At 66.8% G+C, this 19,545-nt stretch carries 21 protein-coding genes; 15 read left to right on the top strand and 6 right to left on the bottom strand.

Going from position 1 to position 19,545, the window contains the following annotated elements:
• Positions 1-8: 8 nt before the first annotated feature.
• The gene (locus WS69_RS16775) at positions 9-260 is read right to left on the bottom strand and encodes an accessory factor UbiK family protein (protein WP_059471839.1); all 252 of its coding nucleotides are present in this window, start codon (positions 258-260) and stop codon (positions 9-11) included.
• A gap of 368 nt (positions 261-628) precedes the next feature.
• Between WS69_RS16775 and WS69_RS16770 the strand changes: the two genes are divergently transcribed.
• From WS69_RS16770 to ptsP, 7 genes are all read left to right on the top strand, one after another.
• The gene (locus WS69_RS16770) at positions 629-967 is read left to right on the top strand and encodes a P-II family nitrogen regulator (protein ID WP_004198020.1); all 339 of its coding nucleotides are present in this window, start codon (positions 629-631) and stop codon (positions 965-967) included.
• A gap of 32 nt (positions 968-999) precedes the next feature.
• Positions 1,000-2,397 (top strand): ammonium transporter, encoded by a 1,398-nt coding sequence (locus tag WS69_RS16765; RefSeq protein ID WP_059471838.1) that lies wholly within the window; start codon positions 1,000-1,002, stop codon positions 2,395-2,397.
• A 318-nt stretch (positions 2,398-2,715) separates the two neighbouring features.
• A complete protein-coding gene (gene gshA, locus WS69_RS16760; protein WP_059471837.1) occupies positions 2,716-4,005 on the top strand; it encodes a glutamate--cysteine ligase in 1,290 nt (429 codons plus the stop codon).
• A 27-nt stretch (positions 4,006-4,032) separates the two neighbouring features.
• Entirely contained in the window at positions 4,033-4,989 is a 957-nt protein-coding gene (gene gshB / locus WS69_RS16755) for a glutathione synthase (RefSeq protein WP_059471836.1), read from the top strand.
• Positions 4,990-5,159: 170 nt separating this feature from the next.
• The gene (locus WS69_RS16750) at positions 5,160-5,633 is read left to right on the top strand and encodes a PTS sugar transporter subunit IIA (protein WP_059471835.1); all 474 of its coding nucleotides are present in this window, start codon (positions 5,160-5,162) and stop codon (positions 5,631-5,633) included.
• 76 nt (positions 5,634-5,709) lie between these two features.
• Positions 5,710-5,979, top strand: coding sequence for an HPr family phosphocarrier protein (locus WS69_RS16745; RefSeq protein WP_059471834.1), 270 nt, complete (start codon positions 5,710-5,712; stop codon positions 5,977-5,979).
• A 178-nt stretch (positions 5,980-6,157) separates the two neighbouring features.
• Entirely contained in the window at positions 6,158-7,948 is a 1,791-nt protein-coding gene (gene ptsP, locus WS69_RS16740; protein WP_197419272.1) for a phosphoenolpyruvate--protein phosphotransferase, read from the top strand.
• A 140-nt stretch (positions 7,949-8,088) separates the two neighbouring features.
• On the opposite strand, the gene WS69_RS16735 is transcribed toward ptsP, so the two are convergent.
• The 3 genes from WS69_RS16735 to gpmA all read right to left on the bottom strand — a co-directional run bounded on the left by WS69_RS16735 (position 8,089) and on the right by gpmA (position 11,477).
• Complete coding sequence (locus WS69_RS16735; RefSeq protein WP_059471833.1) at positions 8,089-8,847, bottom strand: HesA/MoeB/ThiF family protein; 759 nt, start codon at positions 8,845-8,847, stop codon at positions 8,089-8,091.
• Between the two features lie 107 nt (positions 8,848-8,954).
• The gene (locus WS69_RS16730) at positions 8,955-10,547 is read right to left on the bottom strand and encodes a S41 family peptidase (protein WP_059471832.1); all 1,593 of its coding nucleotides are present in this window, start codon (positions 10,545-10,547) and stop codon (positions 8,955-8,957) included.
• A 177-nt stretch (positions 10,548-10,724) separates the two neighbouring features.
• Positions 10,725-11,477: a 2,3-diphosphoglycerate-dependent phosphoglycerate mutase gene (gene gpmA / locus WS69_RS16725; RefSeq protein WP_059471831.1), complete on the bottom strand. Its 753-nt coding sequence runs from the start codon at positions 11,475-11,477 to the stop codon at positions 10,725-10,727.
• A 133-nt stretch (positions 11,478-11,610) separates the two neighbouring features.
• Between gpmA and WS69_RS16720 the strand changes: the two genes are divergently transcribed.
• The 5 genes from WS69_RS16720 (at position 11,611) to WS69_RS16700 (ending at position 14,574) form a co-directional block, all read left to right on the top strand.
• Positions 11,611-12,018, top strand: a complete 408-nt coding sequence (locus WS69_RS16720; RefSeq protein WP_010101426.1) for a rhodanese-like domain-containing protein — start codon at positions 11,611-11,613, stop codon at positions 12,016-12,018.
• Positions 12,019-12,029: 11 nt separating this feature from the next.
• Positions 12,030-12,290: a glutaredoxin 3 gene (grxC, locus tag WS69_RS16715; protein ID WP_059471830.1), complete on the top strand. Its 261-nt coding sequence runs from the start codon at positions 12,030-12,032 to the stop codon at positions 12,288-12,290.
• Between the two features lie 116 nt (positions 12,291-12,406).
• Positions 12,407-12,883: a protein-export chaperone SecB gene (secB, locus tag WS69_RS16710; RefSeq protein WP_059471829.1), complete on the top strand. Its 477-nt coding sequence runs from the start codon at positions 12,407-12,409 to the stop codon at positions 12,881-12,883.
• A gap of 25 nt (positions 12,884-12,908) precedes the next feature.
• Positions 12,909-13,907 carry an NAD(P)H-dependent glycerol-3-phosphate dehydrogenase gene (locus WS69_RS16705; protein ID WP_059471828.1) on the top strand — a complete coding sequence of 333 codons (999 nt, stop codon included), beginning with the start codon at positions 12,909-12,911 and terminating at the stop codon, positions 13,905-13,907.
• Between the two features lie 145 nt (positions 13,908-14,052).
• Positions 14,053-14,574, top strand: a complete 522-nt coding sequence (locus WS69_RS16700; RefSeq protein ID WP_059471980.1) for an O-acetyl-ADP-ribose deacetylase — start codon at positions 14,053-14,055, stop codon at positions 14,572-14,574.
• Positions 14,575-14,822: 248 nt separating this feature from the next.
• On the opposite strand, the gene trmL is transcribed toward WS69_RS16700, so the two are convergent.
• Positions 14,823-15,293 (bottom strand): tRNA (uridine(34)/cytosine(34)/5-carboxymethylaminomethyluridine(34)-2'-O)-methyltransferase TrmL, encoded by a 471-nt coding sequence (gene trmL / locus WS69_RS16695; protein ID WP_059471827.1) that lies wholly within the window; start codon positions 15,291-15,293, stop codon positions 14,823-14,825.
• Positions 15,294-15,354: 61 nt separating this feature from the next.
• Complete coding sequence (locus tag WS69_RS16690) at positions 15,355-16,131, bottom strand: ComF family protein (RefSeq protein ID WP_059471826.1); 777 nt, start codon at positions 16,129-16,131, stop codon at positions 15,355-15,357.
• 83 nt (positions 16,132-16,214) lie between these two features.
• Between WS69_RS16690 and WS69_RS16685 the strand changes: the two genes are divergently transcribed.
• The 3 genes from WS69_RS16685 (at position 16,215) to coxB (ending at position 19,520) form a co-directional block, all read left to right on the top strand.
• Positions 16,215-17,180 carry a methyltransferase domain-containing protein gene (locus WS69_RS16685; protein ID WP_059471825.1) on the top strand — a complete coding sequence of 322 codons (966 nt, stop codon included), beginning with the start codon at positions 16,215-16,217 and terminating at the stop codon, positions 17,178-17,180.
• A 236-nt stretch (positions 17,181-17,416) separates the two neighbouring features.
• Entirely contained in the window at positions 17,417-17,893 is a 477-nt protein-coding gene (locus WS69_RS16680) for a DUF2244 domain-containing protein (protein WP_059471824.1), read from the top strand.
• Positions 17,894-17,942: 49 nt separating this feature from the next.
• Complete coding sequence (coxB, locus tag WS69_RS16675) at positions 17,943-19,520, top strand: cytochrome c oxidase subunit II (RefSeq protein WP_059471823.1); 1,578 nt, start codon at positions 17,943-17,945, stop codon at positions 19,518-19,520.
• The last annotated feature ends 25 nt before the right edge of the window (positions 19,521-19,545 follow it).

Here is a 19,545-nt window from a genome sequence, read left to right as displayed (position 1 = left end):
GGCGGCCGTCACGATTGGACGTCGGCCAGTTTCTGTTCGAGCTCGGCGACGCGCTTTTCGAGCTCTTCGAGCCGCGCGCGGGTGCGCGCGAGCACTTGCGCCTGCGTGTCGAATTCCTCGCGGGTGACGAGATCGAGCTTCGAGAAGCCTTGCGTGAGGATTGCCTTCACGTTGCGCTCGACGTCCTTGGCCGGCGAGTTTTTCAGCAGATCGCCGATGCGCGATTGCAGGTCGTTGAAAACGTCGCTGGGTTGCTTCATGGTGTTCCCCTTCCAGATGCACAAAATTTGTGCAATTGCCGTTGCAGTCGTGCCCGCGAATTGCGCATGACCGAAATTGGTGCGCTCACAGGCCCGTTTTCCGGGCATTCGACCGCGAGAAGCCGCGTTCGCCGTGCGCCGGACGTGCGTGCACTCTAGCAACCTTCCTTTCAGCGCGCCAGCAAACCGGGCCCGCGCTGGCCGTTCGGCCAAGGCGCGCTTGCGTTCGCGCAAGCGTGTGTCGATGGCGGAAATCTGCCTGAAAGCCTTTCGAGATCTGCATGAGCCGACATGGCATGCGAGTTGCTGTAGATGTTCCGCCACACATTGCAGCAGTGATGGGACAACCACCATAGCGAGAGGACTTCATGAAACTGATTACCGCAATCATCAAGCCGTTCAAGCTCGATGAGACGCGCGAGGCGCTCTCGGCGCTCGGCGTCTCGGGCATCACGGTGACGGAGGTGAAGGGGTTCGGCCGCCAGAAGGGGCACACCGAGCTGTATCGGGGTGCCGAGTATGTCGTCGATTTCCTTCCCAAGATGAAGATCGAGGCCGCGGTATCGGACGATCTCGTCGACCAGGCCGTCGAGGCGATCGAGCGCGCGGCGCGGACGGGGAAGATCGGCGACGGCAAGATCTTCGTCACGTCGATCGAGCAGGTGATTCGGATCCGTACTGGGGAGACGGGCGCTGACGCCCTGTAACAAGAGACACGAGCGATAAGAGGAAAACCAAGATGCGCAAAATCCTGATGTCCCTGTTGATGGCCGGCTCGCTGCTTGCGGGCGGCATCGGCGCTGCGATGGCCGACGACGCGTCGTCGGCCCCCGCCGCCGCATCGGCCGCCGCACCGGCTTCGGCCGCCGCTGCCGCAGCGCCTGCCGCACCGACCGCGCCGTTCTCGGTCGATTCGTCGAAGATCAACTCGGGCGACACCGCGTGGATGCTGACGTCGACCGCCCTCGTGCTGTTCATGACGATCCCGGGCCTCGCGCTGTTCTACGGCGGCATGGTCCGCAAGAAGAACGTGCTCGCGACCGTGATGCAGAGTTTCGCGATCACGGCGCTCATCACGGTCCTGTGGACGGTGGTCGGCTACAGCCTCGCGTTCACGCCGGGCAGCGGCTTCATCGGCGGCTTCTCGCGCGTGTTCCTGTCCGGGATGAACTACATCCACGGCGACAAGGCGACGACGCTCACCGTCAGCCACCTCGCGCCGACGATTCCGGAAACCGTCTACTTCGTCTATCAGATGACGTTCGCGATCATCACGCCGGCCCTCATCTGCGGCGCGTTCGCCGACCGGATGAAGTTCTCGGCGATGCTCGTGTTCATGACGCTCTGGTCGCTGATCGTCTATGTGCCGATCGCGCACATGGTCTGGGAGCCGACCGGCTGGCTGTCGTCGGACGGCGTGCTCGACTTCGCGGGCGGCACCGTCGTGCACATCAACGCCGGCATCGCGGGCCTGATGTCGTGCCTCGTGCTCGGCAAACGCGTCGGCTACGGCCGCGAAGCGATGGCGCCGCACAACCTCGTGCTGACGCTGATCGGCGGTTCGATGCTGTGGGTCGGCTGGTTCGGCTTCAACGCGGGTTCCGCGGTCGCGGCCGACGGCCGTGCCGGCTTCGCGATGCTGACGACGCAAGTCGCGACCGCATGCGCGGCGCTCGGCTGGATGTTCGCCGAGTGGATCGCGAAGGGTAAGCCTTCCGTGCTCGGCATCGTGTCGGGCGCCGTCGCGGGCCTCGTCGCGATCACGCCGGCCGCGGGTTTCGTCGGCGTCGCGGGCGCGCTCGTGATCGGCATCGCCGCGGGCGTCGTCTGCTTCTGGTCGGCGACGTGGCTCAAGTCGAAGCTCGGCTACGACGATTCGCTCGACGCGTTCGGCGTGCACGGCGTGGGCGGTATCCTCGGCGCGCTGCTGACCGGCGTGTTCGCGGTGAAGGACATCGGCGGCGCCGACGGCAGCCTGCTGCTGCAAGCGAAGGGCGTGCTGATCACGCTCGTCTACAGCGGCATCGTCAGCTTCGTGCTGCTGAAGGTCATCGACCTCGTGATCGGCCTGCGCGTGACGGAAGAAGAAGAACGCGAAGGCCTCGACGTGATCCTGCACGGCGAGCACGTCGAATAATCGGATTCATCCCCGATCCCGGGGCGTCGAAGCGCACGCATGCTTTGCCGCCCGCCGGAATGAGCGCAGCGACTTCGACCCGCCTCCGAGGCGGGTTTTTTTCGTCATTCGATTCGTCGTTTCTTTGCGTCGGCGCCGCGCGCCGGGCGTCGCATGCCGGCTCCGACGCCCGCCCGGCGCGGGCCGCGTTCGTTGACCCTTCGTGCTATCGGGTCAATAGCGACAAACATTCGGTAAATCCTTGCGATCCCGGGAACAATCCCCAAATGCGACGGGCAATTGCTCTACAATCTTTTTTCTCCCGTCCGCGAGTTACACATGGTTCCCCATCTCGTTACGGCGTTAAACGGCCCGCTGCTCGAGCTCGAGCGGAAGATCCTCGACGCCACGCCTGCGATCGAACGCTGGTTCAGGCTCGAATGGCAGGAACACACGCCGCCGTTCTACTGTTCGGTCGATCTGCGCAACGCGGGCTTCAAGCTCGCGCCCGTCGACGCGAATCTCTTTCCTGGCGCGTTCAACAACCTGCCGCCCGAAGTGCTGCCGCTCGCCGTGCAGGCGGCGATGGCCGCGATCGAGAAGATCTGCCCGGATGCGAAGAATCTGCTCGTGATTCCCGAGCTGCCGACGCGCAACGCGTTCTATCTCGAGAACGTCGCGCGCCTCGCGACGATCATGCGCCAGGCGGGGCTGAACGTGCGCTTCGGCTCGCTCGATCCGAGCATCTCCGACATCACGCCGATCACGCTCGCCGACGGCCAGAAGATCGTGCTGGAGCCGCTCGAGCGCACGCCGCGCCGGCTCGGCCTCAAGAACTTCGATCCGTGCTCGATCCTGCTCAACAACGATCTGTCGGCGGGCATCCCGGGCGTGCTCGAGAACCTGCACGAACAGTATCTGCTGCCGCCGCTGCATGCCGGCTGGGCAGTGCGCCGCAAGTCGACGCACTTTTCCTGCTATGACGACGTCGCGAAGAAGTTCGCGAAGATGGTCGGCGTCGATCCATGGATGCTGAATCCGTATTTCGCGCACGTCGAAGGCGTGGACTGGCATGGCAGCGGCGGCGGCGAAGCGCTCGCCGACGCGATCGACGCGGTGCTCAAGAAGATCGCGCGCAAGTATCGCGAATACGGGATCGGCGAGAAGCCGTACGTCGTCGTGAAGGCGGATGCGGGCACGGCGGGGCGCGGCGTGATGACCGTGCACGACGCGTCCGAGATCGGCCGGATGACGAAGCACGAGCGCGCGCAGATGGCCGAATCGAAGGCGGGCGTGCCGGTGAGCGACGTGATCGTGCAGGAAGGCGTCTACACGTTCGAGCGGATCGGCGACGAAGTGGCGGAGCCCGTCGTCTACATGATCGATCGCTACGTGGTGGGCGGGTTCTACCGCACACACGGCGCGCGCGAGCGCGACCAGAATCTGAACGCGCCCGGCATGCACTACGTGCCGCTCGGCTTCGAGCACACGGCGCTGCCGGACGCGCACGCGAAGCCCGGCGCGGCGCCGCCGAACCGCTTCTACATGTATGGCGTCGTCGCACGGCTCGGGCTGCTCGCGTCGTCGGTCGAACTCGAGAAGACCGACCCGGAAGCGATCCAGGTGTGACGCATCCCTTATAGCATCAGGACTCGCATGGACATTCTCTTTATCGCCGACCCGCTCGACCGCTTCAAGATCTACAAGGACTCGACCTACGCGATGATGGCCGAGGCGGCGCGGCGCGGGCACGCGGTGTACGCGTGCGAGCCGAACCAGCTCGCGTGGACGGTCGCGGGCGTCGAGGCCGACGTGCGCCGCGTGACGATCGTCGGCGACACGGCCGACCTGCATCGCGATCGCTGGTACGAGGCGCGCGCGCACGAGTCGCGCGCGCTCCCGTCGTTCGGCGCGATCCTGATGCGCAAGGATCCGCCGTTCGACATGGAGTACGTGACGTCGACGTGGCTGCTCGAGCTCGCCGAGCGCGCGGGCGCGCGCGTGTTCAACAAGCCGCAGACGATCCGCGATCATTCGGAAAAGCTCGCGATCGGCGAGTTTCCGCAGTTCGTCGCGCCGTCGCTCGTCACGCGCGACGCCGCGCGGCTGCGCGCGTTCCACGCCGAGCACGGCGACGTGATCCTGAAGCCGCTCGACGGCATGGGCGGGATGGGCGTGTTCCGCGTGAAGCCGGACGGCATGAACCTGGGCTCGATCATCGAGATGCTGAGCCACGATGGTGCGCGCTCGGTCATGGTGCAGAAGTTCATCCCGGAGATCAAAGCCGGCGACAAGCGGATTCTGCTGATCGACGGCGAGCCGGTGCCGTATTCGCTCGCGCGGATTCCGCAGGGCAACGAGGTGCGCGGCAATCTCGCCGCGGGCGGCGTCGGCGTCGCGCAGCCGCTCACCGAGCGCGACCGCGAGATCGCGGCGACGCTCGGTCCGGTGCTCGCGGCACGCGGCCTGCTGCTCGTCGGACTCGACGTGATCGGCGACTGGCTGACCGAGGTGAACGTCACGAGCCCGACTTGCTTTCGCGAAATCATGGAGCAGACTGGATACGACGTCGCCGGCATGTTTGTCGACGCATTGGAGCGCGCGGTCGGCTGATGCGCGCACGACCCGGCGGCGGCTGCGCAGGCCCCCGTCGCCGGATCGGTTCGGCCGGACGGGACGCTCGGCCGGACGGGCTCGACTGGCCTGCTACAATGCCCGCTCGCCCGGCACGGTTTTCCGTGCGTCAGGCCCGGCGGTCGGGCCGAACACGTTGCAAGGCTGACATGGCAGGCATTCTCATCATCGCGCATGCGCCGCTCGCTACCGCTTTGCGGGACTGCATCGCGCACATCTACGGCGGGTTGCCCGCGCGCATCGGTTGTATCGACGTGCAGGCGGACAACGATCCGATCCAGGTCATGGCGTTCGCGCACGCGGAACTCGCGCGCCTGAAGGAAGAAAACGGCGCGCTCGTGCTGACCGACATGTACGGCGCGACGCCCGCGAACATCGCCGGGCAGCTCGCGAAGATCGAAGGCGTCCGGGTGCTCGCAGGCGTCAATCTGCCGATGCTCGTGCGCGCCGTCTGCTACCGGACGACGCCGCTCGACACGCTCGTCGACAAGGCGCTCGCCGGCTCGACGAAAGGCATCCACGAGATCGCCGCCGGCACGCCGCCGCCACGACCGAGCGCGCTCGGCTGCGGCGAGTGCGCACCGATTCCGCCGGAGCCAAAAGCACAGACCCAGCCGCACTGAGCCGACGCACCGATTCGCATTACCCTCGTGCGGCCGGCAGGCCGGCCGCAGCCCGTTTTGACCTCATCGGAACACCATGCTTCAACAAGAAACAACCATCGTGAACAAATTGGGGCTCCATGCGCGCGCGTCGGCCAAGCTCACGCAGCTCGCGGGCAATTTTCAGTCGGAAGTCTGGATGACGCGCAATGGTCGCCGGATCAACGCGAAGAGCATCATGGGCGTCATGATGCTCGCGGCGGGCATCGGCAGCGCGGTGACGATCGAGACCGAAGGGCCCGACGAGCGAGAGGCGATGGACGCGCTCCTCAAATTGATCGCCGACAAATTCGGCGAAGGGCAATAACGCCACGGCGGCATGCCGTTTCGCTATCCAGCGAGGATGCCGCGCCACGTCGCGGCATTTTTTTCGTCATGTGACGTCGCGCAGCGATGCTGCACTGCACGCAGTCACGCGGGTCGTGCGGAATTTATAATCGACCGTCGGGGTCATAAGCGCATCGCAGCGGTGCGCCGCGGCTCACGTGATCAAGGAGGTGCGCGTGTCCTTCACGCTGCATGGGATTCCCGTTTCAAGAGGCATCGCGATCGGACGAGCGTATCTGATCGCGCCGGCGGCGCTCGACGTCGCACATTATCTGATCGAGGCCGAGCGGATCGAAGCCGAGATCGAGCGCTTCCGCGCGGCGCTCGAAGCGGTGCGCGGCGAGCTGAATGCGCTGCGCGCCGATTTGACCGACGATACGCCGACCGAAGTCGCCGCGTTCATCGATGTGCACGCGATGATCCTCGGCGATGCGCTGCTCGTGCAGGAAACCATCGACCTCATCCGCGCGCGCCGCTACAACGTCGAATGGGCGCTGACCGAGCAGCTCGACGTGCTCGCCAGCCACTTCGACGACATCGAAGACGAATACCTGCGCGAGCGCAAGGCGGATATCGAGCAGGTCGTCGAGCGGGTGCTGAAGGCGCTCGCGGGCGCGCCGTCCGCCGCGCAGGCGCTCGACCGGGCCGCGGGCAACGGCCGCGACGAGATGATCGTCGTCGCGCACGACATCGCGCCCGCCGACATGATGCAGTTCAAGACGCAGTCGTTCCAGGCGTTCGTCACCGACTTGGGCGGACGCACGTCGCACACGGCGATCGTCGCGCGCAGCCTCGGGATTCCGGCCGCGGTCGGCGTGCAGCACGCGAGCGCGCTGATCCGCCAGGACGATCTCATCATCGTCGACGGCGACCAGGGAATCGTGATCGTCGATCCCGCGCCGATCGTGCTCGAGGAATACTCATACCGGCAATCGGAGAAGGCGCTCGAGCAGCGCAAGCTGCAGCGGCTCAAGTTCTCGCCCGCGCAGACGCTCTGCGGCACGAAGATCGACCTGCTCGCGAACATCGAGCTGCCCGACGACGCGAAGGCGGCCGTCGACGCGGGCGCGGTCGGCGTCGGCCTGTTCCGCTCCGAGTTCCTGTTCATGAGCAAGAACCGGATGCCGGAGGAAGAGGAGCAGTTCGCCGCGTACAAGCGTGCGGTCGAGCTGATGCGCGGGATGCCCGTCACGATCCGCACGATCGACGTCGGCGCGGACAAGCCGCTCGACTTGCACGACGAAGGCTACGAAACCGCGCCGAACCCGGCGCTCGGCCTGCGCGCGATTCGCTGGAGCCTGTCGGAGCCGCAAATGTTCCTGACGCAGCTGCGCGCGATCCTGCGCGCGTCGGCGTTCGGCCAGGTCAAGATCCTGGTGCCGATGCTCGCGCACGCGCAGGAGATCGACCAGACGCTCGACCTCATCAGCGAGGCGAAGCGACAGCTCGACGCGGCGGGACTCGCGTACGATCCGAACGTGCGCGTCGGCGCGATGATCGAGATTCCGGCTGCGGCGATTGCACTGCCGCTGTTCTTGAAGCGCGTCGATTTCCTGTCGATCGGCACCAACGATCTGATCCAGTACACGCTCGCAATCGACCGCGCGGACAACGCGGTCGCGCATCTGTACGATCCGCTGCATCCGGCGGTGCTGCACCTGATCGCGTTCACGCTGCGCGAGGCGAAGCGCGCGGGCGTGCCGGTGTCGGTGTGCGGCGAGATGGCGGGCGATCCGGCGTTGACGCGCCTTTTGCTCGGCATGGGGCTCACCGAGTTCTCGATGCATCCGAGCCAGTTGCTCGTCGTGAAGCAGGAAATCCTGCGCGCGCATCTGAAGGCGCTCGAGAAGCCGACCGCGGACGTGCTCGCGGCGTTCGAGCCGGAAGAGGTGCAGGCCGCGCTCACACGGCTCGCGAGCGCCGAACCGCGGGCGGACGTCGCGGCTTGACCGGGCGGGGCGTGTGCTTGGGCGCGCGCGTCGTCTACGGAAGCCGGAGCTGAAGTGTTCGCGCGCAGTGGGGAGGCTCGTTCGTCGCGGGCCGCTCGAAAGCGCGATCGCGCGTTAAGTTTCAACGCCAACGCCGCCGCTCAATGCGATTCCCCCGCGCCGCACACCGGGCAATCCGGTTGCCGCGCGATCTTCATCGTGTTCCATTCCATCCGCAGCGAGTCGAGCATCATCAGCCTGCCGACGAGCGTCGTGCCGATTCCGCCGATCACGCGCAATGCCTCGGCCGCCTGCATCGCGCCGATGATGCCGACGGTCGGCGCGAACACGCCCATCGTCGAACACGCGACTTCCTCGAACGGCTGATCTTCCGGAAACACGCATGCGTAGCACGGCGAGCCTGGATCGCGGAAGTCGAACGTGCTGATCTGCCCGTCGAAGCGCAGCGCCGCGCCCGACACGAGCGGCACGCGATGCGCGACGCACGCGCGGTTGATCGCGTGGCGCGTCGCGAAGTTGTCGGTGCAGTCGAGCACGACGCTCGCTTGCGGCACGTGCGCGTTCAGCCACGCGTCGTCGACACGCTCGGCGATTGCGTTCACCTTCACGTCGGGATTGAGCCGCGCGAGCGCGTCGCGTCCCGATTCGACCTTCGGGCGGCCGACCGACGCCGTCACGTGCAGGATCTGCCGCTGCAGGTTCGTGAGATCGACGGTGTCGGCATCGACGAGCGTGATCGTGCCGACGCCCGCCGCCGCAAGATACATCGCCGCAGGCGACCCGAGCCCGCCCGCGCCGACGACGATCGCATGTGCGTCGAGAAAGCGCTGCTGCGCTTCGATGCCGATTTCGTCGACGAGGATGTGACGGGAGTAGCGGAGGAGTTGATCGTCGTTCATCGTGGGGATGCGGGACGGGGAAACGGTCTCGATATTATTCTAGGCGCGCAAAGAAAACGGGCCATCGCGGCGGCTTGCCGCGATGGCCCGTGCGTTGCGTCGCGCGCTTACTGCGGCTGCGGCGCCGAAGCGGGCTTCGCTGCCGATGCCGGCTTGGCCGCCGAAGCGGGCTTCGGCGCAGCCTTCGATGCGGCCTTCGGCGCCGACGCGCCAGCCGCCTTGTCGGCCGCGCCCTTCGACGCGCTTTCGGCGACGAGCATCTTCGACTGCTCAACCGGCTTGCCTTCGAGCTTGTTGAGCGCCTGCTGCATCATGAAATCGTCGGCGCTGCCGAATTCGATCGGCTTGCGTTCGCGATCCTTCTGACGCTGCTCGGGCGTCTTCTTGTCGTTCTGCTCTTCGAGAATGCGCAACTGCTCCATCCGGCGCTGCTCGCGGTCCTCGAGTTCCTTCTTCTCGTTCGGATCCTGCGTGTTCGCGAGGTGGTTCGTGTAGTCGACCTCGCGCGTGACGAGCACGTCGTCCGGATCGCCGTCCGCGTACTGGTCGACCGGAATGTCGGGCAGGATGCCCTTGTTCTGGATCGAGCGGCCGCTCGGCGTGTAGTAGTACGCGGTCGTCAGGCGCAGCGCGGTGTCCGCCGTCATCGGCCGGACCGTCTGCACCGAGCCCTTGCCGAACGTCGCCTTGCCCATGATGACCGCGCGATGCGCGTCCTGCAGCGCGCCCGCGACGATCTCCGACGCCGACGCCGAATACGCGTTCGTCAGCACTACCATCGGCACGGTCTTGAAGACGGGCGGCAGACTCTTCAGCGGGTCGGAATCGAACGACGGCAGCCGGTAGTTCTCGTAGTTGTCGCGATAGATCTGCTTCGAATCGGGGATCTGGCCGTTCGTCGACACGACGACGGAATCCGGCGGCAGGAACGCGCCCGCGACGCCGACGGCGCTCTGCAGCAGGCCGCCGCCGTTGTTGCGCAGATCGAGGATCAGGCCCTTCAGGTTCGGCTGCTGGCGCGCGATGTCCTGCAGCTTTGCGGCGAGATCGGGCGTCGTGCGTTCCTGAAAGCTCGTGACGCGGATGTACGCGTAGCCCGGATCGAGCAGCTTCATCTTCACGCTCTGCACGCGGATCACCGCGCGCGTGACCGTGACGGGGAACGTGCGGTCGTCGCTCTTGCGGAAGATCGTCAGCGTGACCTTCGTGCCGGGTTCGCCGCGCATCTGCTTGACCGCCTTGTCGAGCGTCATGCCGCGCACCGGGCGATCATTGATGCGGGTGATCAGGTCGCCCGGACGGATGCCGGCGCGGAATGCTGGCGTGTCTTCGATCGGCGAGATCACCTTGACGAGGCCGTCTTCCTGCGAGATTTCGATGCCGAGTCCGGCGAAGCGGCCCTTCGTCTGCTCCTGCAGTTCCTGGTAATCGGTCTTGTCGAGATACGACGAGTGCGGGTCGAGGCTCGACACCATGCCCTTGATCGCCGCGGTCAGCAGTTTCTTGTCGTCGACGGGCTCGACGTATTCGCGCTTGATCTGCCCGAACACTTCGGCGAAAAGCCGCAACTGGTCGAGCGGCAGCGGCGCTGCGGCCGTCGTGACGGCCTGCTGGGCCGACGCGGAGATTTGCAGCGTCGCGAAGACGCCGGTCGCGAGGCCCGCGGCAATCAGGCCGATGTTCTTCAATTTCATACGCATAGAGTCTGGTGCGATCGGAAAGCGCGTGGCTGTCGCGGGAGCAACGGGACGGTCATAGGACGGTCAAGTATAACTGTTCGTCCGGATGCCTTGTGGATTGGGGCGAAACGGGGAACGCCAGCAGGATTCCGACAACGCCGCGCGAAACAGGTTCGCGCGGCGCGTGCGTGCGGGGGGTTACGCCGCGGTTGCCTTGCCCTGTTGCGCGACGGCGGCCTGCGCCTGCGCGATCGCGTCCTGGTCGCCGAGGTAGTAGTGCCGGATGGGCTTCAGGCTCTCGTCGAGCTCGTAGACGAGCGGCACGCCGTTCGGGATGTTCAGGCCGACGATGTCCGCATCGGAGATGCCGTCGAGATACTTGATCAGCGCGCGCAGCGAGTTGCCGTGCGCGGCGATCAGCACCTGCTTGCCGGCCTTCACCGCCGGCGCGATCGATTCGTTCCACAGCGGCAGCACGCGCGCGACCGTGTCCTTCAGGCATTCGGTGAGCGGCAGCTGCTCGCGCGGCACCTTCGCGTAGCGCGGATCGTCGTACGGCGCGCGCTCGTCGGTCGGCTCGAGCGCCGGCGGCGGCGTGTCGTAGCTGCGGCGCCAGACCAGCACCTGCTCGTCGCCGTACTTCGCGGCCGTTTCCGTCTTGTTGAGGCCCGACAGCGCGCCGTAGTGGCGCTCGTTCAGCCGCCACGAGTGGACGACGGGCACGTACATCAGATCCATCTGGTCCTGCACATGCCAGAGCGTGCGGATTGCGCGCTTCAGCACCGACGTGTACGCGATGTCGAACGCGTAGCCGGCTTCCTTCAGGAGCTGGCCGGCTTGCTGGGCTTCGCGGTTGCCTTGTTCGGTCAGGTCGACGTCGACCCAGCCGGTGAAGCGGTTTTCCTTGTTCCAGGTCGATTCGCCGTGGCGGATGAGAACGAGCTTGTACATAGATGCTTGCGGTCGGTAGTGAGGAAGCGGTAAGCGCGGATGCGGACCCGGCTCCGGGGCGACATCGCGTCAGACGGTTATTTTATAATGGCAAGATTGCCCTTTCCGATTTCTCTTTTTCGGCGGATTCTCCGTGACGTTTTTCACCGATTACACGAACCTCGCGCTCATCGCGATCCTGGTGGTTTCCGGCGGTCTCCTCGCATGGCCCGCGCTGCGGCGCGGAGGCGGCGGCCTGTCGGCCGCGGAGGCGACCCAACTGATCAACCGCCGCAACGCGATCGTCGTCGATCTGCGCCCGGCGGCCGAGTACGGCGCGGGCCATCTGCCGTCCGCGCGCTCCGTCGAGTTCGGCGAGCTGCAGGCGAAGGCCGGCCAGCTCGCGAAGAACAAGGGCACGCCCGTGCTGCTCGTGTGCCAGAACGGTCAGCAGTCGCAAAAGGCGCGCAAGATCGTCGAGGACGCAGGCTACCAGGACGTCCACGTGCTGCAGGGCGGCCTCAGCGCGTGGCAGCAAGCCGGCATGCCGGTCGTCAAATAAGGAGTGGCGAAGTGAACAAAGTGGTCATGTACAGCACGCAGGTGTGCCCGTATTGCATCCAGGCCGAGCGGCTGCTCAAGCTGCGCGGCGTCGAGCACGTCGAGAAAGTGCTGATCGACAAGGAGCCGGAGCGTCGCGCCGAAATGATGGAGCGCACCGGCCGCCGCACCGTGCCGCAGATCTACATCGGCGACATGCACGTCGGCGGCTACGACGACCTGTCGAAGCTCGACCGCGAAGGCGGCCTGAAGCCGCTCCTCGAAGCCGCCTGACCAGGCGCAAGCAACCGCTCCGCCACCGCCTTGCGGACGGCGCGCGGTCCAAGCACGATTACACCGGGCGTGCCGGAGGGTTCCGGCCGCCGCGAAATCATTTTTAGGGAGCCACCATGTCCGACGTAGAAAACCAACCATTCTTCAACATCCAGCGCATCTACCTGAAGGATCTGTCGCTCGAGCAGCCGAATTCGCCTGCGATCTTCCTCGAACAGGAGATGCCGGCCGTTGAAGTCGAAGTCGACGTGAAGGCCGAGCGACTTGCCGACACCGTGTACGAGATCGTCGTCGCGGGCACCGTCACCGCGAAGGTGCACGAGAAGGTCGCGTTCCTCGTCGAAGCGAAGCAGGCGGGCATCTTCGATATCCGCAACATCCCGGCCGAGCAGATCGACCCGCTCTGCGGCATCGCATGCCCGACGATTCTGTTCCCGTACCTGCGCTCGAACATCGCCGATTCGATCACGCGTGCAGGCTTCCCGCCGATCCATCTCGCCGAGATCAACTTCCAGGCGCTCTACGAGCAGCGTCTCGCGGAAATTTCGCAACAACAGCAAGGCGGCGCGCCGAACGGCACGACGCTGAACTGAGCGCGAACGACGATCGGTGCTGAGCATGAAAGTCGCTGTTCTCGGCGCTGGCGCGTGGGGCACCGCGCTCGCGGCGCATCTCGCCGCGCGGCACGACACGCTGCTGTGGGCGCGCGACGCCGCGCTCGTCGCCGAGCTCGCGGCGCGGCGCGAGAACGTCCGCTACCTGGATGGCGTCGCGCTGCCGCCGGCGCTGCGCTACGAGGCCGATCTCGCGACGGCGGTGTCGCACGCGCAAGCGGACGACGCGCTTTGCGTGATCGCCGCGCCCGTGGCCGGGCTGCGTGCGCTGTGCCGCGCGATGCGCGATGCGGGCTGCGTACCCGCGCACTTCGTCTGGGTCTGCAAGGGCTTCGAGGCGGACACGCGGCTGCTGCCGCATCAGATGGTCGGCGAGGAGCTGCCGGATCACGCCAGCTACGGCGTGCTGTCCGGGCCGAGCTTCGCGCGCGAAGTCGCGCAGGGGCTGCCTGTTGCGTTGACGGTCGCGAGCGCGTCGGCCGCGTGCCGCGAGCGCACGCTCGCCGCGTTCCATCACGGCGCGATGCGCATCTACACCGGTGACGATGTCGTCGGCGTCGAGGTCGGCGGCGCGGTGAAGAACGTGCTCGCGATCGCGACGGGCATCGCCGACGGCCTCGGCCTCGGGCTCAACGCGCGCGCGGCGCTCATCACCCGTGGGCTGGCGGAGATGTCGCGCCTGGGCGTCGCGCTCGGCGGCCGCGCGGAGACGTTCACCGGCCTCACGGGCCTGGGCGACCTGATCCTCACGGCGACGGGCGATCTGTCGCGCAACCGGACCGTCGGTCTGCAACTCGCCGCCGGCCGTTCGCTCGACGATATTCTGACCGCGCTCGGCCATGTGGCCGAAGGCGTGCGGTGCGCGCATGCGGTGCTGTCGATCGCGCGCGAGCGCGGGGTCGACATGCCGATTACCGAAGCGGTGTGCGCGGTGCTGTTCGACGGCGTCGCGCCGCGCGACGCGGTGAGCGGCCTGCTGCGCAGGGATGCGAAGGCCGAATAGGCTCCGACGAGCCGAATCGAACCCAACCAAGCGAGACAAGCGAAATCGGGCGCGCGGCATTGCGCGCACCGGTTTCGTGCGTCTGTGCGCACGGGCCGGGCGAGCGTACGCTGTGCGTATCGCGATCAATTCGATGGAGGACGTCATGCCGAGCATCGGTTCGACGTCGGTCGAGGCGCGCGTCGTCGACATCACGACGCTCGCGCTCGACGCAATCGTCAATGCGGCCAACGAGTCGCTGCTGGGCGGCGGCGGCGTGGACGGCGCGATCCATCGCGCAGCGGGGCCCGAGCTCGTCAAGGAATGCGCGACGCTCGGCGGCTGCGCGACGGGCGACGCAAAGCTCACGCGCGGCTACCGGCTGCCCGCGAAGTTCGTGATCCACGCGGTCGGCCCGGTATGGCACGGCGGCGGGCGCGGCGAGCCCGAACTGCTCACGTCGTGCTACCGGCGCTCGCTCGAGGTGGCGGCCGACGCCGGTTGCGTGTCGCTTGCGTTTCCCGCGATCAGTTGCGGCGTGTATCGCTTCCCGTCCGACGATGCGACTGCGATCGCGGTGCGCACGGTGGTCGACGCGTTGGCCGGCGCGAAATTCGAGCGCATCGTGTTCGCGTGCTTTTCCGACGCGATGCTCGAGCTCTATCGCGCGGAGCTTGCGCGGTTTTGACGGGGGCGTCGAGCGCTGTCATCGACGTAGTACACAAAGACGAAGTCGCGGCCTTCTTCGTTCCCGCCGTCTCGCCGTCGATCCGTTACGGAGCGGCCCGCTGCGGCGTGAACGATCCCGGCCCGTTCGCCTTGCCGGATTCACTTTCGCCGGCGACCGGCAGCGACACAGGCAGCGCGACATTCGGCGCAGCTTTTCGCCGTGGTCCCGATCGCTCGAATCGATCCGCTCAATGCCCCGCGCGCTTCTCAAGCCCCGCCTTCGAACCCCGCCTGCCGCCACGCCTCGAACACGACCACCGCGACCGTATTCGACAGATTGAGGCTGCGATTGCCCGGCCGCATCGGCAGCCGCACGCGCTGCTCGGACGGAAAGCGCTCGACGAGCTCGGGCGCGAGCCCGCGCGTTTCCGCGCCGAACACGAACCAGTCGCCCGGCACGAACGCGCGATCGTGAAAGCGTCCCGAGCCGCGCGTCGTGAACGCGAACATGCGCGCGGGATCGGGCGCCTCGGCGGCGATGAACGCATCCCAATCGCGATGGACGCGCATCTGCGCATATTCGTGATAGTCGAGTCCAGCGCGGCGCATCCTCGCGTCGTCGAGCGGGAAGCCGAGCGGCTCGATCAGATGCAGCCGCGCGCCCGTGTTGGCGCATAGCCGGATCACGTTGCCGGTGTTCGGCGGAATTTCGGGCTCGACGAGAACGACGTTGAACATGATTCGATTCGATCGGTGAAAAGCGTGTGAACGCGTGTGGGTGGCGCGATGCGGCGCGCCGTCAATCCTTCGCGGTGCGCAGCGCGACGAAGTTCGTCACGCGTCGCGCGCCCGCTTCCTTCAGTTTGCGCGCGAGCGCGTCGAGCGTCGCGCCCGACGTCATCACGTCGTCGACGACCCCGACGTGCAGGCCCGCGACCGGGCGCGCGATCTCGAACGCCGCCGCGACGTTCGCGCGCCGCGCATCGAACGCGAGCCGCGATTGCGGCGCGGTGTCGGCCACGCGCGCGGCGAGCGTCGCGTCGGCGCGCACCTTCAGCACACGCGCGAGCGGCCGCGCGATCGTCCACGCCTGGTTATAGCCGCGCTCGACGAGCCGGCGCCGCGCGAGCGGCACGGGCGCGATTACGTCGATCGGCGGCGCGCCGTCGAGCGCGTCCGCCGCGAGCCGCGCGAGGCGCTCGCCGAATTCGCGGCCGAGCGCGAGTTGCGCGCGGAACTTCAGGTCGATCGCGAGGCTGTCGAGCGGCGCGCGGTAATCGGCGAGCGCGAGCGTCGCGTCGAACGGCGGCGGCGACTCGGCGCATGCGCCGCAACGGTAGCGCATCGCGCCGCCCGGTCCGCGCGCGCCGGGCAGCGGCAACGCGCAGCGCGGGCAGCGCAGCCGCGCCTCATTCCAATATGCGCGGTCACAACAGTCGCAAATTGTCCGATGTGACAAATTGCCGCACAGTGCGCAGCGGTTCGGCAGCGCAACAGCGGAAAAACGTGCCAGGGCAATGCCCAAGCGCGCCGCCGCCGCCCGTATGCCGCATCGCAATACGACGGGATTCGCCATGGTCCGGCTCCTGCAACGGGCCGCTTCGCTGAATGGCGCGAAGCGAGCGAGTATACTTCGGGCTCTTCGCCAGTGTGCCCGACATGTCCCCAGCTCCCGTAGAAACCAGCCGTCCGGCCTATGATTCACGGCGCTTGCAGCGAATCTTCGACCGCCGCGCCGCCGCGTTCGACGCCGTGTCGTTCCTGCCGCGCGAAATCGCGCAGCGGATGCGCGAGCGCCTCGACTACATCAAGGTGAATCCGGCGGGCGTGCTCGATGCGGGCTGCGGCACGGGTGACGATCTGCCGTTGCTGCGCGCGCGCTTCCCGGAAGCGCCCGTGTTCGGCGTCGACGTGTCGCGCGGGATGCTCGTGCGCGCGGCCGCGCGCGACACCGCCGAGACGAGCTGGCGCCGGTTCCTGCCGGCGACGCTGTCGAAGGCGCTCGGCCATCGCGGGCCGCGCGTCGCGCAAGCCGATTTCTCCGCGTTGCCGTTCGCGAGCGACGCGTTCGATCTCCTCTGGTCCAACTTCGCGCTGCACTGGCACGCGCGTCCCGATCTCGTGTTCCCTGAATGGCATCGCGTGCTGCGCGTCGACGGGCTGCTGATGTTCAGCACGCTCGGCCCCGACACGCTGCGCGAGCTGCGCGCCGCATGCGCGGAGGCGGCCGCCGCGGCGGGCGGCGCGCCCGCTGCCGCCCGCGTGATCGATTTCGTCGACATGCACGATCTCGGCGACATGCTCGCCGAGAGCGGCTTCGAGATTCCGGTGATGGACCAGGAGACGCTGACCGTCACCTACAAGTCGCCCGATTCGCTGCTTGCGGACGTGCGCCGCCTGGGCGCGTATCCGTTCGGGCGCGACGCGTCGGGACATGCGTCGCGCCGCCTGCGCGCGGCGCTCCACGATGCGCTCGAAGCGCGCCGGCGCGACGACGGCACGATTCCGCTGACGTTCGAGGTGATCTACGGGCACGCATGGAAGGCGGCACCGCGCATGACTGCGGAAGGCTTTAGCATCGTGCGCGTGCAGGACATCGGCAGAGGGCGGCCGAAGCGTTCGTGACGCGGTAAAGCGGGGTTTCGTTATGCCGGGAATCAACGGCCGCGGGAGGCTGGAAAAAGCCTCCTAAAATGGCCGGAAAGCTTGTCGCGCTTGGCTTGCCGGGCGATGGCCGTTTGCTTGTGGATGACTTTGAACCCGCCTATAATGCGACAGTTTGTCGTCCTGGGGGTCCTCACAATACAGGACGGCCGGCCCGATGAGGGCCAAGCATCAGACGCCATTCGCGAGAGGCAGCGATGGAAGCAGCGAACGGTTTGCATGACGCCGAACCGGTCCTCGCGGACTGGCTGATGAAGCGCAACTGTTCGGTGTCGCCGCGTCAATTCGTGGCGTTCTACGTGTCGCTCGCGGCGTTTTCGCTGTTGATCGCGGTCCTGTTGTCGTGGCGCGGAGCCTGGCTCGTGCTGCCTTTCACCGGGATCGAGTTGCTGGCGGTGGGTGTCGCGTTCGCGGTCTATGCGCGCCATGCGGTCGATTACGAACGCATCCGGCTGTATCCTCACCGGCTCGTCATCGAGCGGATGAGCGCGGAGCGGCTGACGCAGCTCGAATTGAACCCGCGCTGGGTGCGGGTCGAGCCGGGTGCGTCGCCGCGCGATCCCATCAAGTTGGTGTCGCGCGGAGAGGCCGTCGTGGTCGGGCAGCACCTCGCGCAATACCGGCGCGCGCAGTTCGCGCGCGAGCTGCGCGCGTCGCTGTCGCGCTGCGGCTGAACGGGGTGGTCGGCGTGAAGCGGGCGGCCAGCGACGGGGGAGGGTTTGAATGGAAATTTTGGGTAAGGAAGCTATGAAAACAATCAAGCGAGCCCTCACGGGCGTGCTGGCATGCAGCGGGTTGCTCTTGTCCGGCGCCGCTCTGGCGGTCGGCGACAGCCCGGGCGGCCCCCGCGTCAACGAGATCAATCTCCAGCCGCCCGTGACGAAGATCGCCGAGGAGCTCTACGACCTCCACACGATGATGCTGATCCTCTGCACGGTGATCTTCGTCGGCGTGTTCGGCGTGATGTTCTATTCGATCTTCGCGCACCGTAAGTCGAAAGGCCACAAGGCCGCCAATTTCCACGAAAGCACCACCGTCGAAATCATCTGGACGATCGTGCCGTTCATCATCGTCGTGTTGATGGCGCTGCCCGCCACGAAGGCCGTCGTCGCGATGAAGGACACGACGAACGCCGATCTCACGGTCAAGGTCACCGGCTACCAATGGAAGTGGGGCTACGACTATGTGAAGGGGCCGGGCGAAGGCATCAGCTTCCTGTCGACGCTGTCGACGCCGCGTAGTGAAGTCAACGGTCAGCAGCCGATCAGCGACACCTATCTGCAGGAAGTCGATCACCCGCTCGTCGTGCCGGTCAACAAGAAGATCCGCATCATCACGACCGCGAACGACGTCGTCCACTCGTGGTACGTCCCGGCGTTCGGCGTCAAGCAGGACGCGATCCCGGGCTTCGTCCGCGATACCTGGTTCAAGGCGGAGAAGACGGGCACCTACCGCGGCTTCTGCACGGAGCTCTGCGGCAAGGAGCACGCGTACATGCCGGTCGTCGTCGAAGTGCTGTCGGACGACGACTACGCGAAGTGGGTGAACACGCAGAAGGCGAAGCTCGCAGCCGGCGCGGTCGATCCGAACAAGGTGTATACGCGCGCCGAACTGATGGCGCACGGCGAAGAGGTTTACAAGGCGAACTGCGCGGTGTGCCACCAGCCGAACGGCAAGGGCGTCGGCGCTTTCCCGGCGCTCGACGGCGGCAAGATCGTCAACGGCCCGATCGCCGGCCACCTCGAGCAGGTGCTGAAGGGCAAGGGCGCGATGCCGTCGTGGGCGTCGCTGTCGGATCTCGACATCGCGTCGGTGATCACGTACGAACGCAATTCGTGGGGCAACCACAAGGGCGACTCGCTGCAGCCGAAGCAGGTGGCCGACGCACGCAACGGCAAGCTGCCGGAAGACGCCGCGCAACAGGCGGGCGACACGGCGGCGCCGGCGGCGGAAGCCTCGGGCGCGGCCGCCCAGACGCAGGCACAGGCGCTGCCGGCGGAGATCTATTTCGAGACGGGCAAGAGCGAACTGCCGGCCGACGCGAAGGACGCGATCGCCGCGGCGGCTGAATACGTGAAAGCGCATCCGGACGCGAAGCTCGCGCTGTCGGGCTTCACCGACAAGACGGGCTCGGCCGACGCGAACGCCGAACTGGCCAAGCGCCGCGCACAAGCCGTGCGCGATGCGCTGAAAGTCGCGGGCATCGCCGAGGACCGCATCATTCTGAAGAAGCCGGAAACGATCACGGGCGGGGCTGACGCGAAGGAAGCCCGGCGGGTCGAGATCGGGCCGGCGGCTTGACGTGTCGCTGTGTTTGTCGACGTAT

The sequence above is a fragment of the Burkholderia sp. BDU5 genome, from assembly GCF_001522845.1.
In the GTDB taxonomy this organism is placed as follows: domain Bacteria; phylum Pseudomonadota; class Gammaproteobacteria; order Burkholderiales; family Burkholderiaceae; genus Burkholderia; species Burkholderia mayonis.
Note: the sequence above shows the minus strand (reverse complement) of the source record. Positions and strands in the feature narration are given on the sequence as shown.

Bases quoted from the DNA above. Each gene is read 5' to 3' on its own strand.
- WS69_RS16775 (WP_059471839.1), bottom strand. From the start codon at position 260: ATGAAGCAACCCAGCGACGTTTTCAACGACCTGCAATCGCGCATCGGC.
- WS69_RS16770 (WP_004198020.1), top strand. From the start codon at position 629: ATGAAACTGATTACCGCAATCATCAAGCCGTTCAAGCTCGATGAGACG.
- WS69_RS16765 (WP_059471838.1), top strand. From the start codon at position 1,000: ATGCGCAAAATCCTGATGTCCCTGTTGATGGCCGGCTCGCTGCTTGCG.
- gshA (WP_059471837.1), top strand. From the start codon at position 2,716: ATGGTTCCCCATCTCGTTACGGCGTTAAACGGCCCGCTGCTCGAGCTC.
- gshB (WP_059471836.1), top strand. From the start codon at position 4,033: ATGGACATTCTCTTTATCGCCGACCCGCTCGACCGCTTCAAGATCTAC.
- WS69_RS16750 (WP_059471835.1), top strand. From the start codon at position 5,160: ATGGCAGGCATTCTCATCATCGCGCATGCGCCGCTCGCTACCGCTTTG.
- WS69_RS16745 (WP_059471834.1), top strand. From the start codon at position 5,710: ATGCTTCAACAAGAAACAACCATCGTGAACAAATTGGGGCTCCATGCG.
- WS69_RS16735 (WP_059471833.1), bottom strand. From the start codon at position 8,847: ATGAACGACGATCAACTCCTCCGCTACTCCCGTCACATCCTCGTCGAC.
- WS69_RS16730 (WP_059471832.1), bottom strand. From the start codon at position 10,547: ATGCGTATGAAATTGAAGAACATCGGCCTGATTGCCGCGGGCCTCGCG.
- gpmA (WP_059471831.1), bottom strand. From the start codon at position 11,477: ATGTACAAGCTCGTTCTCATCCGCCACGGCGAATCGACCTGGAACAAG.
- secB (WP_059471829.1), top strand. From the start codon at position 12,407: ATGTCCGACGTAGAAAACCAACCATTCTTCAACATCCAGCGCATCTAC.
- WS69_RS16705 (WP_059471828.1), top strand. From the start codon at position 12,909: ATGAAAGTCGCTGTTCTCGGCGCTGGCGCGTGGGGCACCGCGCTCGCG.
- WS69_RS16700 (WP_059471980.1), top strand. From the start codon at position 14,053: ATGCCGAGCATCGGTTCGACGTCGGTCGAGGCGCGCGTCGTCGACATC.
- trmL (WP_059471827.1), bottom strand. From the start codon at position 15,293: ATGTTCAACGTCGTTCTCGTCGAGCCCGAAATTCCGCCGAACACCGGC.
- WS69_RS16690 (WP_059471826.1), bottom strand. From the start codon at position 16,131: ATGGCGAATCCCGTCGTATTGCGATGCGGCATACGGGCGGCGGCGGCG.
- WS69_RS16685 (WP_059471825.1), top strand. From the start codon at position 16,215: ATGTCCCCAGCTCCCGTAGAAACCAGCCGTCCGGCCTATGATTCACGG.
- WS69_RS16680 (WP_059471824.1), top strand. From the start codon at position 17,417: ATGGAAGCAGCGAACGGTTTGCATGACGCCGAACCGGTCCTCGCGGAC.
- coxB (WP_059471823.1), top strand. From the start codon at position 17,943: ATGGAAATTTTGGGTAAGGAAGCTATGAAAACAATCAAGCGAGCCCTC.